Consider the following 13,821-nt stretch of genomic DNA (forward strand, 5'->3'; position numbering starts at 1 on the left):
CCAGGGCATCATCCACGACTTCGTGATGCTCAACGCCCTGCGCGAGACCCACGCCGCCGAAGCCGCCATCAGGCTGGCCGTCGACGTGCTGCGCACCGCGCTCCACGGCCACTGAGACACCAGAAGGAGAGCCTCCCATGTCCACCACTCCCACCGTCCTCCTCGTGCACGGAGCCTTCGCGGACGCCGGCAGCTGGTCCGGTGTCATCGCGGAGCTGCAGAGCCACGGCATCCCCGTGCTCGCGCCGTCGAACCCGCTGCGCGGCCTGGCATCGGACGCCTCGTACATCGCATCCGTGGCATCCCAGATCGACGGCCCGGTCGTCCTCGTCGGCCACTCCTACGGCGGTGCGCTGATCACCGTGGCCGGCACCACGCAGAACGTGGTCGGACTTGTCTATGTGGCGGCCTACGCCCTCGAAGAGGGCGAGAGCCTCGGCGAGCTGCAGGGTCGCTTCCCGCTCTCGTCGCTCGTCAGCAACCTCAAGCAGTGGACGTACCCGGTCCCGGGCGGCGCCCCGGCCGTCGAGGTCACCATCGCCGAGGACGCCTTCCCGTCGGTATTCGCCGCCGACGTGCCCGCGGACGTCACCAAGGTCCTCGCGGCGGCCCAACGCCCGCTGGCCGCCGCGGCGTTCGAGGAGACCGCGGTCGCGGCCGCGTGGAAGACGAAGCCCGCCTGGGCGCTCGTCGCCGGGGCGGACGAGGCGATCAATCCCGAGGTCGAACGCTTCGGCGCGAAGCGGGCCGGAGCCACCGTCGTCGAACTCGAAGGCGCCTCGCACGCCGTGGCGGTCTCCCGGCCCAAGGAGGTCGCCGACCTGATCCGGGACGCGGTGCGCGCGACGAGCTGACCCGGCGCGGGGCGGCGCGGCCGGACATCCGTACGGTGTCCGGCCGCGCCGTTCCCCATTCCCGGGTGACCGGCCCGGCCGACGCCGCAAGCAGCACTCCGGCGACGAGCGCGGGTGCCCGGCACCATGCAGCGGCAGAGATGCCGGCCACGGGAGACGGCAACCGTCCTGCCGTACGGCGATGGCGGGGTCGTAGACGCACCGCCCAGGCCGTGAGGCGGGACCCGGCCGCCGGGGCGGTGACCGCCACGCCCGCAGCCGCCGGTGTGCCCCATGACGTGGTCGGCGTAGGCCGCCAGGTCCGCTCTCGCCGCAGTGGCCGATGCGAAGATCAGGTAGTGGCCGGAGGCCGATCACCGACGCCGCCCGCACGCCGTTGGATCCTTTCCGGCCACCGCTCCGACCCGTACACCGGCTTGTGACGCGACTGCATCGGCCCGGCCTCCTGCCCGCGGTGACCGACCGACGTGCATTCCCCGCCGGGGGGACGGATCACCGCATCGGCGGTCGTCCACCGCCCGCCGGACGAGGAGCGCCGGTCGGCCAACTCGACAGCGCCCACGAAGCGTTCGGCTCTCGTTCCGGCTGAGATTGAAACCGTTCAATACCCTCACATCCACCTCGCTCGCCGATTCCGCCCGGAGCGATCGCGAAGTGGCCGCTTCACGAAAACAATTGCACGACGATTGACCCCGACCTCACCAGGCTCTACGTTACCCACGCCTCTCAAGTTTGAATCGATTCACACATTCCGTGCGAGTGAGGAGTCGTAGTGATCAGCAGGAGGAACATACTCGCCGGCGCGGTCGCCACGGTCGCGGCAGCGACCGTCGACGGCGTACCGGCGATGGCTGCGCCGGCATCCGGGCAGACACAGGCAGAGACGCAGACGCTGCGCGACGGACTGCGCGTCACGGCGCCGACCGTGGAATACGTCCGACACCCGCTGGGGATCGACGCACAACGGCCCCGGCTGAGCTGGCCGTTGGCCTCCGACAGAGTGGACATGCGCCAGAGCGCCTATCAGATCCGCGTTGCCACCACCGCGTCGGGCCTGTCCCGCCCGGACGTCTGGGACAGCGGAAAGGTCACGTCCGGCGAGTCCGCCCTCGTGTCCTACCGAGGTCCTGGACTCAAGCCCCGGACGCGCTACCACTGGTCCGTACGCGTGTGGGACGCCGACGGACAGGTCTCCGCCTGGAGCCCGCCCTCATGGTGGGAGACCGGACTGATGGACACCGGGCAGTGGACCGCCGACTGGATCTCCGCACCGGCAGGCCTCGTGGACGCACCGTCCTTCGAGGGCGGTTCCTGGATCTGGTTCGCCGAGGGCGATCCGGCCAACAGCGTTCCTGCGGCCACCCGTTGGTTCCGCCGTACCGCCCGGCTGCCCGACGGAATCACGGCGGCCACGCTCGCCATCACCGCCGACAACGTGTACACCGTCTCCCTGAACGGGGTCGAGGTCGCCCACACCGACCTCGACACGGACAACGAGGACTGGAAACGCCCGGCGGTGATCGACGTACTGGGTCGCGTACGGGCCGGCGACAACGTTATCGCCGTCACCGCCACCAACGCGACGGAAGGCCCGGCGGGGCTCATAGCAGTGCTTGTCGTCCGCACCGCCTCCGGCGAGCAGAAGGTGTTCACCGAGGCCTCCTGGAAGGCGACGGATCAGGAACCGGCCGACGGGTGGCGGGAGTCGGGGTTCGACGACGGGAGCTGGCCGGCGGTCCGGGTGGCAGCGGCCTGGGGTGGCGGACCATGGGGGCGAGTCGTCCCGGTGTCGTACGCCGTCACACAGCTGCGGCACGAATTCCGGCTGGCGCGCAGGAAAGTGGCCCGCGCGCGCCTGTACGCCACGGCACTCGGCCTGTACGAGAGCCACCTCAACGGCACCCGGGTGGGACTCGACCAACTCGCTCCCGGCTGGACGGACTACCGCACCCGCGTCCAGTACCAGACGTACGACGTCACCGAACTCCTGCGGCCCGGGGCCAACGCCATCGGGGCGTATCTGGCACCCGGCTGGTACGCCGGCAACGTGGGCATGTTCGGGCCCGGTCAGTACGGTCAAGTCCCGGCGCTCCTCGCCCAGTTGGAGGTGGAGTACGCAGACGGGACGAGCGAGCGCATCGCGTCGGGCGCCGACTGGCGGGCCACCGCAGGGCCGATCGTCGCCGCCGATCTACTCAACGGCGAGACGTACGACGCCCGCAAGGAGACCCCCGGCTGGACCTCGTCCGGCTTCGACGACACAAGCTGGCTCGGCGTACGAGGCATGGGGGGCGTCGGCGAGATCGGTCCCGACCTGATAACCGCGCAGGTGGACGGTCCGGTGCGGGTGGAGCGGGAGCTGACGCCGAAGGAGATCACCCAACCCAGGCCCGGCGTCTACGTGCTGGACCTGGGCCAGAACATGGTCGGCTCGGTGCGGCTGCGCGTGTCGGGCAACGCGGGGACGACCGTCCGGCTCAGACACGCCGAGGTGCTCAACCCCGACGGCACCGTGTACACCACGAACCTGCGGACCGCGGCGGCGACCGACACGTACACCCTCAAGGGAGGTGGGAAGGAGGAGATCTACGAGCCGCGCTTCACCTTCCACGGTTTCCGGTATGTCGAGGTGACCGGATTCCCCGGCACTCCCTCGGCGAGATCCGTCACCGGCCGGGTCATGCATACGTCCGCCCCCTTCACCCTCGACTTCGAGACCGACGTACCGATGCTCAACCAGCTGCACCACAACATCACTTGGGGCCAGCGCGGCAACTTCCTCTCCGTTCCGACCGACACACCCGCGCGCGACGAGCGCCTCGGATGGACGGGAGACATCAACGTCTTCGCGCCCACGGCCGCGTACACGATGGAGTCGGCGCGCTTCCTGTCCAAGTGGCTCGTCGACCTTCGGGACTCCCGGACCGCGGAAGGCGCGTTCACGGACGTGGCACCGATGGTCGGCACGATCGGCAACGGCACGGCAGGCTGGGGCGACGCGGGGGTCACGGTCCCGTGGTCCCTCTACCAGGCGTACGGCGACCGCCAAGTCCTCGCGGACGCCTGGCCGTCCGTCCAGACCTGGCTGACGTACCTGGAGAAGAACAGCGACCGGCTGCTGCGCCCGGACCAGGGATACGGCGACTGGCTGAACGTCGAGGACGAGACCCCCAAGGACGTCATCGCGACCGCGTACTTCGCACACAGCGCCGACCTCGCAGCCCGCATGGCCGGGGAACTCGGCACGGACACCGCCCCCTACCTGGATCTCTTCGAACGGATACGAACAGCCTTCCAGAACGCCTACGTCACCTCCGAGGGCAGGATCAAGGGCGATACCCAGACGGCCTACGTCCTGGCCCTGTCGATGAACCTGCTGCCGGACACGTCGCGGAAGGCCGCGGCCGACCGGCTCGTCGCCCTGATCGAGGCCAGGGAGTGGCATCTGTCGACAGGTTTCCTCGGCACTCCCCGGCTGCTGCCCGTCCTGACCGACACCGGCCACACCGACGTCGCCTACCGCCTCCTGCAACAGCGCTCGTTCCCCAGCTGGGGCTACCAGATCGACCGGGGCTCCACCACGATGTGGGAACGCTGGGACTCCGTCCGGCCCGACGGCAGCTTCCAGGACCCGGGCATGAACTCCTTCAACCACTACGCCTACGGCTCGGTGGGGGAATGGATGTACACGAACATCGCCGGCATCTCGGCGGGCCGGCCCGGCTACCGCGAGATCGTCATCCGCCCCCGCCCCGGCGGAGCCGTCACCACCGCCCAGGCCATGTTCACCTCGGTCTACGGCCCGGTCTCCACCCGTTGGCGGCAGCGGTCCGGCCGGTTCACGCTGACCTGTACCGTGCCGCCCAACACGACCGCCGAGGTGTGGATCCCCGCATCCACCCCGAACGCGGTGACCCACACGCACGGGACCTACCTGCGCCAGGAGGACGACAGCACGGTGTACCGGGTCGGCTCCGGCACCCACCGCTTCACCACCTGATCAAGGCGGTCGGCTGCCCGGAGCGGTCACCTGCCCGGGCAGCTCAACCTGAGGCGCGCCTTTCCTTCGAAGTGGCAACTACCGGAACAGTTTGAACAGTTGGGGCACTCCGCTCATCGCGCCCACGGGAATGGGTATCGGTCTCTGCAGTGCCTCGAACTGGAGGAGTGGTACGTGGCCGGAGGCCGGCCAGGTCGTACGCGGACCACTGTGGCCACGCGGCCATGTCCGTCACGGGCCCCGAACAAGGCGCGGGTCGTCCACCAGGCCTGTCCTTGAACCGGCCGGAGGACGTCCGGCCGCTGCCCGTGCCGAGGCCCTCAGCGCATGGGAATCCGTCGCACGAGACCACGCCCCCGGTCACCCCGGAAGCGAGCGAGGCGGTGTCGGACCAGCGCCTGCACCGGAAGTGCAGGTCCGGCGCCACGGCCGATGAACTCGTCACCGCCGGCAGCCTGTTCCACTGCACCGAGTCTACCGGTCCGGAAGTTGGTCGGCAGCCCTTCACGAGCCGCCACTCAGTAGGAACTCTCGCACGCGGAAAGGGAGTTGGGTGGCGCGGCGAGACCGTGGCGGGTCGGTTCCCGTCACCGCGCCGGGCAGTGCTCACTCCCCCGGCCCCTCCACCAGTCCCGCCAGTTCGGAGGCGAAGAGCTCGGCCGGGTCGAAGCCCATGCCGGTGAAGTGGCCTGCGAGTTCCAGGGAAAGAACGCCATGCAGGCGGGTCCACAAAGCCAGGGCCAGGCGGAGGGCTTCGGGTGGGGCGGGGTGGTCGCGCGCCCAGAGGCGATGGTCCGCGAGGTGCGTCTCGAACGGTGTCGCGGGACCGCCCGAGAGCCCCGCGGCGGCGCAGGCGTCCAGCAGGGTGGTCATGATCTCGGACGCGATGCCGGTGATGTCGTCGGGCGCGTGGTAGCCGGGGACGGGGGTGCCGTAGACGAGGAAGTACCGCTGGGGGTCGGCGAGGGCCCATGCCCTCAGGGTGTGGGCCAGTCCGGGCAGGTCGGCCCCGGTGTCGGCGGCCGTGCGGAAGGTGTCGGCGAGGCTGCGATATGCGTCCCGGACCAGCTCGGTGATCAGGTCGTCCCGGCTGGCGAAGTACCGGTAGAGCGCGGGACCGCTCATGCCCATCCGCTTGGCGATTCCGTTGAGGGAGAGCGCGGAGGCTCCCGCCGTGGCGATCTGCTCCCGTGCGTGGTCCTTGATCTCCGTACGCACCTGGTCGCGGTAGCGCTCGCGCGGAGTCCTCGTGCCCGTTTCCGCCATGACCGGCCGCCTTCCACACTCACGGGGACTACATAGTCAAGCTTCAGTTAGAAGCTATCACGATTACACTTGACGACCCCTTCTAGCATGCGTTAGAACTTATAACGAACACGAAAGTGCATAGCTCATCGCAGCTCACAGTGGAGGTCGCCGTGAACAACACCACCGACGCACTCGTCGAGGTCGTCCTGCCCGGCAAGGTCGAGCCCGAGGGCCTGGAGGTCCGGCACGGAGCCGTTCCCGTCGCGGGTCCCGGCCAGGTCGTGATCCGGATGGAGGCGACCGGTGTCTCCTTCGCCGAGCAGCAGATGCGCCGCGGCCGGTACTACGACCAGCCCCCGTTCCCCTTCGTCCCCGGCTACGACCTGGTCGGTACGGTCCAGAGCGCCGGCACCGGCGTGGACGCGGGCCTGGTCGGCACCCGGGTGGCCGCGCTGGTGAAGGTCGGCGGCTGGGCCAGCCATGTGCTGGTCGACGCGGCCGACGTGGTACCGGTGCCGGCCGGGGTCGGCGCGGCGGAGGCCGAGACCGTGGTCGTCAACGGGATCACCGCCTGGCAGATGCTGCATCGCAAGGCCCGCATCCGCACGGGCCAGACGATCCTGGTGCACGGCGCCAACGGCGGCGTCGGCACGGTCCTGGTCCAACTCGCCCGCGCGATGGGCGTGCACGTGATCGGGACGGCGTCACCGCGTCACCACGACGCACTGCGCGACCAGGGCGTCGAGCCCATCGACTACCGCACCCCGGACCTCGCCGCACGGGTCCGCGATCTCGCCCCGCGCGGGGTGGACGCCGTCTTCGACCACGTAGGCGCCGCGAGCACCGTCCGCTCCTGGCGCCTCCTCGCCCCCGGCGGCACCCTCGTCTCCTACGGCAGCGCCTCCACCCGGGACGACGAGGGCTCCAAGCAGCTGCCCGTGCTCAAGATCCTCGGCCGGGTCTGGATGTGGAACGCGCTGCCCAACGGCCGCCACGCCTACTTCTTCAACGTCTGGGCCGGGCGCGCCCTGAACAAGAACCGGTTCCGCGCCCAGCTGCGCACCGACCTCTCACAGGTCTTCGCGGCCGTCGAGCGCGGTGAGGTCACACCGCGGATCGCGGCCCGGCTGCCGCTCGCCCGTGTCTCCGACGCCCTGCGCCTCGCCGAGTCGGGCACGGTCGCCGGCAAGGTCGTACTGACGCCGTAGTACAACCTTCCAGCTAAGTACGGCCTTCCCGCGACAGTGGCCGTCAGGCGGCACCCCAGGCGTCGAGATGCCGGAGCACATGGTCGGCGAGCTCGGCCGGCTGGAGGTTGAGGGCCGCCACGGCGGGACGGCTCAGCGCCACCCGGACCGGTTCGAAGTCGCCCGTGTCGGGGTCGTCGAGCTCGGGACCGTGCCGGCGGGCCAGGTCCATGTCGAGCAGGTAGGCGAGGAAGTAGTGCTGTACGACGGTGGTCGTCCCGCCCGGTTCGGTCAGGGTGAGGAACTCGGTGGCGGGACCGATCGTGGCACCGATCTCCTCCATGGCCTCGCGGCGCAGGGCCGCTTCGAGGTCCGCGTCGGTGGGCTCGACGCTTCCGCCGACGGTCGTGCAGTAGGAGTCACCGCCCGGCCAGCCCCGCTTCAGGAACACCAGCCGACCGCGGTCGAGCAGCACGACCCGCACCTTGTGACGGACCTTCATGCCCCGAGAGCCTAGCGGGGAGGCGCCGCAGACGAGGCGCGGACGACGAGTTCGACCGGTGGGTCGGTCACCGGCAGCGGGGGTGCCAGCGGGTTCTCGATGGCGTGCACGAGAAGCTGGAGTCCGGTCCGCGCCATCGCGTCGAACGGCTGCCGTACGGTCGTCAGCGGCGGAGTCACATAGGCGGCGACCGGGGTGTCGTCGAAGCCGACCACGCTGATGTCCTCCGGCACCCGCCGGCCGGCCTCCGTCAGGGCGCGGATCAGGCCGATCGCCATGTCGTCGTTGGCGGCGAACACCGCGGTGACTTGGGGGTCGGCGGCCAGCGCGCGGCCGGCCGCGTAACCGGAGGCCGCCGACCAGTCGCCCTGTACGACCGGCGGTTCCGCCCGGCCGTGCGCGCCGAGCGCCGCCCGCCAGCCTTCGAGACGGTCCCGGGCCGAGTACCAACGCACGGGTCCCGCCAGGTGATGGACCGTGGTGTGGCCGAGCTCCAGCAGGTGTTCGGTGGCGGCCCGGGCCAGCCGGCTGGAGACGATCCCCGCCGTCACCACATGGGGCGCGACGAAGGGCGGCGGCGCCCCGAGGACGAGCACCGGCACGTCGACACGCGCGGACAGGTCGGCGCCTTCCTCCTCGTCGATCGGCTCGGAGATGACGATGCCGTCAACACCCTGGGCCAGGAGCGAGTCGACGGCACCGGCGATGCCCGCCGACTCGCCCTCCATCGTGTTGACCACACGGAGCGCGTAGCCGGTGTCGCGTACGGCTCGCTCGACGCCCATGAGCAGCGAGGCGGGGCCGTAGAGAGCGGTACCGAGCGTGACGACGCCGATGGACCGGGTGCGTCCGGAGGCCAGTGCGCGGGCCGCGTTGTTCGAGCGGTAGCCGAGTTCCTCGGCCGCCCCCAGGACCCGACGCCGTACGTCCGCGGAGACGTACGGCTCGTCGTTCATGACCCGGGACACCGTCTTCTGCGACACGCCCGCCAGACGCGCCACGTCCACACTGCGCGGTGCGGCTCCCGCGCCGCGTCCTGTCCCCGGTGCCATGGCGCCTCCCGATCTTCGGCAGCCGCATCCTAGCTCCCGCCCGATGCCCGCAGGCCTCGTGCTGTCGGGAAGCACGAGGCCTCAAGCTGCTTGTTCCCCCTTGCTACAGGCCGGGCAGGTGCGCGACACGGCCAAGGTGAAGCCGCCGGTGTCCAGCGCGAGCAGGGTGACCTCCGACCGGACGGTGGAGGCGCCCAGTCGGACCCCCTGACCGCCCGCGACCAGGCGGAGTCCGTTGTGGAAACAGGCGGCGTAGCCGGCGGCGCAGAGCTGCTCGGGGTGGGTCCTGTCGCCGCCGAAGCCGCCCATCCCCTTCGGACCGCGAGGACTTCGTCCAGCACACCGTCGAGGGAACGGACTTCGCCGTTGCGGCAGTCGCCGGCCGACAGGGCCTCGGTGGCATACAGCGCAGACATGGCGGTTCCCTTTTCATGAGTGCCGGGGCGTGATTGCTGCGACGTGAGTGTGTCGCCGTCGGCCGTTCGCCATGGCCGGTGCGACAAGGGCGGGCAAACCGTCAAGCATCACCACTGCACAGACATACGACTCTCGTTCATATCTACGAACTTGACTCCCAGCGGGTGCCGTCCCCGCCGAACCTCTGATAGTTAAGTTTCCTATCAGTTCGGCGGCATGACCAACTCCCGACCCCCCACCACCATTTGGAGTCCCAGTGGTCCACCCGTTCCGCGCCTCAGCGACCCCCGAGCCGGCGAGCCCCTCGCGCCGGACCCTCCTCGCGCTCCTCGGCGTGTCGCTCACGGCAGTACCCCTGCTGCGCACTCCGCAGGCCTCGGCAGCCTCCACGGCGGCCCGGGCGATCGGCCTCGACGACCCGGCGAAGAAGGAGATCGCCATGCAGCTCGTGTCGAGCGCGGAGAACTCCTCCCTCGACTGGAAGGCCCAGTACAAGTACATCGAGGACATAGGCGACGGCCGCGGCTACACCGCCGGAATCATCGGCTTCTGCTCCGGCACCGGCGACATGCTCGACCTCGTCCAGCTCTACGCGACCCGCAAGCCCGGCAACGTCCTCGCCAAGTACCTGCCCGCGCTCCGCTCGGTCAACGGCACCGACTCGCACTCCGGCCTCGACCCGAACTTCCCGAAGGACTGGCGCACGGCGGCACAGGACACGGCGTTCCAGCAGGCGCAGAACGACGAACGCGACCGTGTGTACTTCAACCCCGCCGTCAGCCAGGGCAAGACCGACGGACTGCGCGTCCTGGGCCAGTTCACGTACTACGACGCCATCGTCATGCACGGCGACGGCGACGACCCCACCAGTTTCCGCAACATCCGTGCCCGCGCCCTGCGTTCGGCCAAGCCGCCGGCCCAGGGCGGCAACGAGACGACGTATCTCAACGCCTTCCTCGACGCCCGCGTGTGGGCCATGCGGCAGGAGGAGGCCCACAGCGACACCACCCGCGTCGACACCGAACAGCGCGTCTTCCTCCGCAACCGCAATCTCGACCTCAACACGCCGCTGTCCTGGAAGGTCTACGGAGACAGCTACCACATCAACTGACCTGTGCCGTCGGCACGTCGAGGCACGCTGAACGGTCAAGGCCGTTCGTGACAGGTCGACGGAGCACGGGCGGACAGGAAGAGGCGGCGCCGGTACCCGAGGCCATGGGTCCCGGCGCCGCGGCCGTCTCGCGCCGTCCCCGCCGCCAGGGTCATGCCTGCCGCGTATCGCCGTATGCCGCACAGGCCTTGGACACCGGCAAGCCACCGTCCCTAACGTGGTCCGCGAGCCCGCCGCCCTCCGTCGGCGGGTCGAACCGGACCGATCCGAAGGATCTCCACTGTGCGTGTTTTCGTTGCGGGTGCGACGGGTTACATCGGATCCGCGGTCGTCCGCGAACTCCTCGGAGCGGGGCACCAGGTCGTCGGCCTCGCCCGTTCGGAGTCGGCCGCCGACGCGTTGACGCGGTCCGGCGGCGCCGTGCACCGCGGCGACATCACGGACGTCGACAGCCTGCGCGCCGGCGCCGCGGCGGCCGACGGTGTCGTCTACGCCGCGAACCAGCACATCTCCGAGACCACCGACCCGGCCGTCCGCGCGAAGGCCGAGCTGGCAGCTGTGGAGGCGATCGGCGCCGAACTGGCAGGCACGGACAAGCCGTTCGTGGTCACCTCGGGGGTCCTCGGCCGCACCCCGGGGCAACTGCTCACCGAGGAGACCCCCACTGTCCCGACCGTCGTCACGGCCCCACGGCTCCAGGTCGAACTGTCCGTCCTCGCGCTGAGCGAGCACGGGGTGCGCTCGTCCTCCGTACGGTTGGCACCGACCGTGCACGGCCGAGGCGACGGACGCGGATTCGTCCCGGCTCTCATCGACGTCGCTCGTACGACGGGTGTGTCCGCGTTCGTCGGCGACGGATCGAACCGGTGGCCGTCGGTGCATCGACGTGACGCGGCGACCCTGTACCGACTGGCCCTGGAATCCGCCCCGGCCGGCACCCGGCTCCACGCGGTCGCCGAGGAGGGCGTGCCGTTCCGCGAGGTCGCGCGGGCCATCGGCCGCCGGTTGCAGGTCCCGGCCGTCAGCCTCACGCCCGACGAGGCGAGTCTGCATTTCGCCGGTTTCCTTGCCGCGTTCGTCTCGCTCGACAACCCGGCGTCGAGTGCGCTCACCCGGCAACGCACCGGGTGGAAGCCGACTCACCCCGCGCTGGTCCCGGACATCGAAGAGGGTCATTACTTCGGGGAGTTCAGCACCCGGCAGTGAAGCGCACCCGTGAGACGCCGGTCCGGGCCGAGGTGGGGACCGTACATCCGTCGGCGGTGCCCAGAAGCTCACAGGCCTCGACGCGTCCCGCGCGGATCCGCTGTTCGGCGGGTTCGTGCGGAGTGTCCGCCGTGGCGGCGAGGGCGGTGGCCATCTTGGCGCGGCCCTGGCTCAGCCGGCTGCGCACGGTGCCGACCGGAATCCCGCAGGCGACCGCGGTCCGCTCGTACGAGGTGACCTCGGCGGCGAAGTAGCGGAGCAGCAGGGGGATCCGCAATGCCGGGGAGAGTTCCGCCAGAGCTTCCCAGATCCAGTCCCGCAGCGCGTTCCGCTCAAGCCACTGCTCCGGACCCAACTGCGTTGCCAACACGGGGAGTTCACTCGCCGGTCGGACCAGGACCGCTTCCCGCAGCACCAGTCGGCCGGCGTTGCGCACGATTATCCGCAGCCACGCCCCCACCGCCGCGGGATCGCGGACATCGCCGATGCGCAGCAGCGCCGTCAGCGCCGAGTCCTGCAGCACGTCCTCGGCATCCGCGCCCGGCCCAAGAATGCTCAGGGCCACCGCGCGCATCCCGTCCCGGTGCCGCTCCAACAGCAGCCCCAGCGCGGCGACTTCACCGGACTGGGCCGCACGCGTCAGCAGTACGTCCTCCAGGCGCGCCGCTTCGGCGTCCTCCCCCATCACACGATCCCTTTCGGCATCCGTCCGGCTCTTCGCGGCCCTTCGGCGGGAGCCGTCCTCCGCACACGCGGGCCCGGAGGACGGTTCACCGATCACGTGGGTCAGGCGTCCGCCAGCCGACTGCCGTGGAATCCGGCGGGCACCCGTCGGGTCAGGTGGACGGTGGCCACCGGCTCCCGTGCGAGGCTGTCGGCGTCAAGGATCACCAGGTCGCTCCGGTCGGTCGAGGCGTCGTAGACATAGGTCATGAGCCAGCCGGGGCCGCCGGGTCGGTTGTCGGCGGGGGCGAAGGCCGCCTCGCCCGGGAAGCGTCCCGGAGCGAAGCAGTGGCTGGCGACGCTCGACTTGCGGAGGTCGTACCGGTGGATCGCGGCACGCGACTCGTCCGGGTCGTACTGCGGAAGCTCCGGTACGGGCGCGGCGGTGGCGTGACCGAAGTCCGCGGGGAGGCCCGCGAGTCGGTCGTCGATGCGGGGGAACTCGCCCGGGTGGTCGTCGAGTTGTTCCTCCGCGACGGCACCGGTGTCGAGGTCGATGGTCCACCGCCACAGGTGGGCCGCCGTCGCCGCGGTGACGCCGTCCCGCAGCGACGGGCAGCGCATGCCCAGCAGGACGAGGCGCCGACCGTGGCGGCCCAAAACGCTTACTACCACCGCCCGTTGACGGATCCGATCGCATCGGACGAACCCGTCACCGGCCGCTGCCAGGCGATCGTCGGGCCCTGGACACACGGAGAACACGTCAACGAGGCGACATTGCAGGCCATTCGCCTGGAGTGGTTCGAGACCTGGCTCAAGGACGCGCCCACGGGCAAGGCCGACACCTCGACTCCCCTGCACCTGTTCGAGAACGGCGCGAGCGGCTGGGTCGACAGCGCCGCCCGGCCGCTGTCCTCCGACGCCCGCACCTACTACCTCGGCGACGGCTCCCTCACCACCGACAAGCCGGCCGACCGGGGGAGCGACACCCTCACCTGGAGCACGGCGACCGCGGCGAACACGCTGACCTGCACCACCGCCCCGCTCACCGAGCCGGCCCTTTTGGACGGCCCGACCGACGTCACCCTCTACGCCAGGTCGACGACACCGGAGACCGAACTCTCGGCCGAGTTGAGCATCGTCGCGCCGGACGGGACGGTGACCAAGCAGGCCGACGGAATCCTCCTGGGCAGTCAGCGCGCGCTGGACACCAAGGAGAGCTGGTACGGCGAAAACGGCACCCTGCTCAAACCGATCCACCCGTTCACCCAGGCGTCGCAGCGCCCGGTGCCCCCGGGAGAGACGACCAGGTACGACATCTCGCTGCTGTCCAACTTCACCAGGATTCCGGCCGGTTGCCACATCCGGATCAGCATCGACAGCCGGCCACCGGCGGACTTCCACTTCCCCGTCGCCCCGACCCCGCAAGGGTCGGCGGACCTGGCCGGCGGCGTCCACACGGTCGAACGCTCCGCGCAGGCCGCCTCATTCGTCAACCTGCCCCTGACTGCGCCGAGTTCCGCGACTCCCAGCCGTGAGGACCGGGGACCGTCCTCCTGACCACACGGATGGCAGGTCTGT

Annotated in this window: 11 protein-coding genes and 2 pseudogenes; 7 read left to right on the forward strand and 6 right to left on the reverse strand. The window is 70.4% G+C overall.

Translation table 11 applies throughout. The features are described 5' to 3' along the window. The 3 genes and pseudogenes from AB0I51_RS29880 to AB0I51_RS29890 form a co-directional block, all read left to right on the forward strand. A pseudogene (locus tag AB0I51_RS29880) lies at positions 1 to 115 on the forward strand (esterase); the annotation flags it as partial. Between the two features lie 22 nt (positions 116 to 137). Continuing rightward, positions 138 to 854, forward strand: coding sequence for an alpha/beta hydrolase (locus AB0I51_RS29885; RefSeq protein WP_362980389.1), 717 nt, complete (start codon positions 138 to 140; stop codon positions 852 to 854). A gap of 847 nt (positions 855 to 1,701) precedes the next feature. Continuing rightward, positions 1,702 to 4,854 carry an alpha-L-rhamnosidase gene (locus tag AB0I51_RS29890; protein ID WP_362980620.1) on the forward strand — a complete coding sequence of 1,051 codons (3,153 nt, stop codon included), beginning with the start codon at positions 1,702 to 1,704 and terminating at the stop codon, positions 4,852 to 4,854. Between the two features lie 606 nt (positions 4,855 to 5,460). On the opposite strand, the gene AB0I51_RS29895 is transcribed toward AB0I51_RS29890, so the two are convergent. After that, the gene (locus AB0I51_RS29895; RefSeq protein ID WP_362980391.1) at positions 5,461 to 6,120 is read right to left on the reverse strand and encodes a TetR/AcrR family transcriptional regulator; all 660 of its coding nucleotides are present in this window, start codon (positions 6,118 to 6,120) and stop codon (positions 5,461 to 5,463) included. 140 nt (positions 6,121 to 6,260) lie between these two features. On the opposite strand from AB0I51_RS29895, the gene AB0I51_RS29900 reads away from it, so the two are divergent. Further along, positions 6,261 to 7,310 (forward strand): medium chain dehydrogenase/reductase family protein, encoded by a 1,050-nt coding sequence (locus tag AB0I51_RS29900; protein ID WP_362980622.1) that lies wholly within the window; start codon positions 6,261 to 6,263, stop codon positions 7,308 to 7,310. A gap of 43 nt (positions 7,311 to 7,353) precedes the next feature. Here the strand turns inward: AB0I51_RS29900 and AB0I51_RS29905 are convergent, their stop codons facing one another. The 3 genes from AB0I51_RS29905 to AB0I51_RS29915 form a co-directional block, all read right to left on the reverse strand. Then, positions 7,354 to 7,791: an NUDIX hydrolase gene (locus AB0I51_RS29905; RefSeq protein WP_362980393.1), complete on the reverse strand. Its 438-nt coding sequence runs from the start codon at positions 7,789 to 7,791 to the stop codon at positions 7,354 to 7,356. Positions 7,792 to 7,802: 11 nt separating this feature from the next. Further along, positions 7,803 to 8,843, reverse strand: a complete 1,041-nt coding sequence (locus AB0I51_RS29910; RefSeq protein ID WP_362980395.1) for a LacI family DNA-binding transcriptional regulator — start codon at positions 8,841 to 8,843, stop codon at positions 7,803 to 7,805. An 81-nt stretch (positions 8,844 to 8,924) separates the two neighbouring features. Next, a complete protein-coding gene (locus tag AB0I51_RS29915; RefSeq protein ID WP_362980397.1) occupies positions 8,925 to 9,152 on the reverse strand; it encodes an OsmC family protein in 228 nt (75 codons plus the stop codon). Positions 9,153 to 9,516: 364 nt separating this feature from the next. Between AB0I51_RS29915 and AB0I51_RS29920 the strand changes: the two genes are divergently transcribed. Both AB0I51_RS29920 and AB0I51_RS29925 read left to right on the forward strand, forming a co-directional pair. Further along, on the forward strand, positions 9,517 to 10,371 hold the full coding sequence (locus AB0I51_RS29920) for a chitosanase (RefSeq protein ID WP_362980399.1): 855 nt from the start codon (positions 9,517 to 9,519) through the stop codon (positions 10,369 to 10,371). A 282-nt stretch (positions 10,372 to 10,653) separates the two neighbouring features. Beyond that, entirely contained in the window at positions 10,654 to 11,577 is a 924-nt protein-coding gene (locus tag AB0I51_RS29925; protein ID WP_362980401.1) for an SDR family oxidoreductase, read from the forward strand. Here AB0I51_RS29925 and AB0I51_RS29930 read toward each other — a convergent pair. Together AB0I51_RS29930 and AB0I51_RS29935 are read right to left on the reverse strand one after the other, a co-directional pair. Further along, positions 11,561 to 12,262: a sigma-70 family RNA polymerase sigma factor gene (locus AB0I51_RS29930; RefSeq protein ID WP_362980403.1), complete on the reverse strand. Its 702-nt coding sequence runs from the start codon at positions 12,260 to 12,262 to the stop codon at positions 11,561 to 11,563. The genes AB0I51_RS29925 and AB0I51_RS29930 overlap by 17 nt on opposite strands. A 101-nt stretch (positions 12,263 to 12,363) precedes the next feature. Then, a pseudogene (locus AB0I51_RS29935) lies at positions 12,364 to 12,819 on the reverse strand (carotenoid oxygenase family protein); the annotation flags it as partial. Positions 12,820 to 12,921: 102 nt separating this feature from the next. Here AB0I51_RS29935 and AB0I51_RS29940 point away from each other — a divergent pair. Beyond that, positions 12,922 to 13,800, forward strand: a complete 879-nt coding sequence (locus AB0I51_RS29940) for a CocE/NonD family hydrolase C-terminal non-catalytic domain-containing protein (RefSeq protein ID WP_362980405.1) — start codon at positions 12,922 to 12,924, stop codon at positions 13,798 to 13,800. The last annotated feature ends 21 nt before the right edge of the window (positions 13,801 to 13,821 follow it).

The sequence above is a fragment of the Streptomyces sp. NPDC050549 genome, from assembly GCF_040655035.1.
Classification (GTDB): Bacteria; Actinomycetota; Actinomycetes; order Streptomycetales; family Streptomycetaceae; genus Streptomyces.

Coding starts and splice junctions, on each gene's coding strand:
- AB0I51_RS29905 (WP_362980393.1), bottom strand. CDS start 7,791: ATGAAGGTCCGTCACAAGGTGCGGGTCGTGCTGCTCGACCGCGGTCGG.
- AB0I51_RS29890 (WP_362980620.1), top strand. CDS start 1,702: ATGGCTGCGCCGGCATCCGGGCAGACACAGGCAGAGACGCAGACGCTG.
- AB0I51_RS29915 (WP_362980397.1), bottom strand. CDS start 9,152: ATGGGCGGCTTCGGCGGCGACAGGACCCACCCCGAGCAGCTCTGCGCC.
- AB0I51_RS29895 (WP_362980391.1), bottom strand. CDS start 6,120: ATGGCGGAAACGGGCACGAGGACTCCGCGCGAGCGCTACCGCGACCAG.
- AB0I51_RS29930 (WP_362980403.1), bottom strand. CDS start 12,262: ATGGGGGAGGACGCCGAAGCGGCGCGCCTGGAGGACGTACTGCTGACG.
- AB0I51_RS29910 (WP_362980395.1), bottom strand. CDS start 8,843: ATGGCACCGGGGACAGGACGCGGCGCGGGAGCCGCACCGCGCAGTGTG.
- AB0I51_RS29885 (WP_362980389.1), top strand. CDS start 138: ATGTCCACCACTCCCACCGTCCTCCTCGTGCACGGAGCCTTCGCGGAC.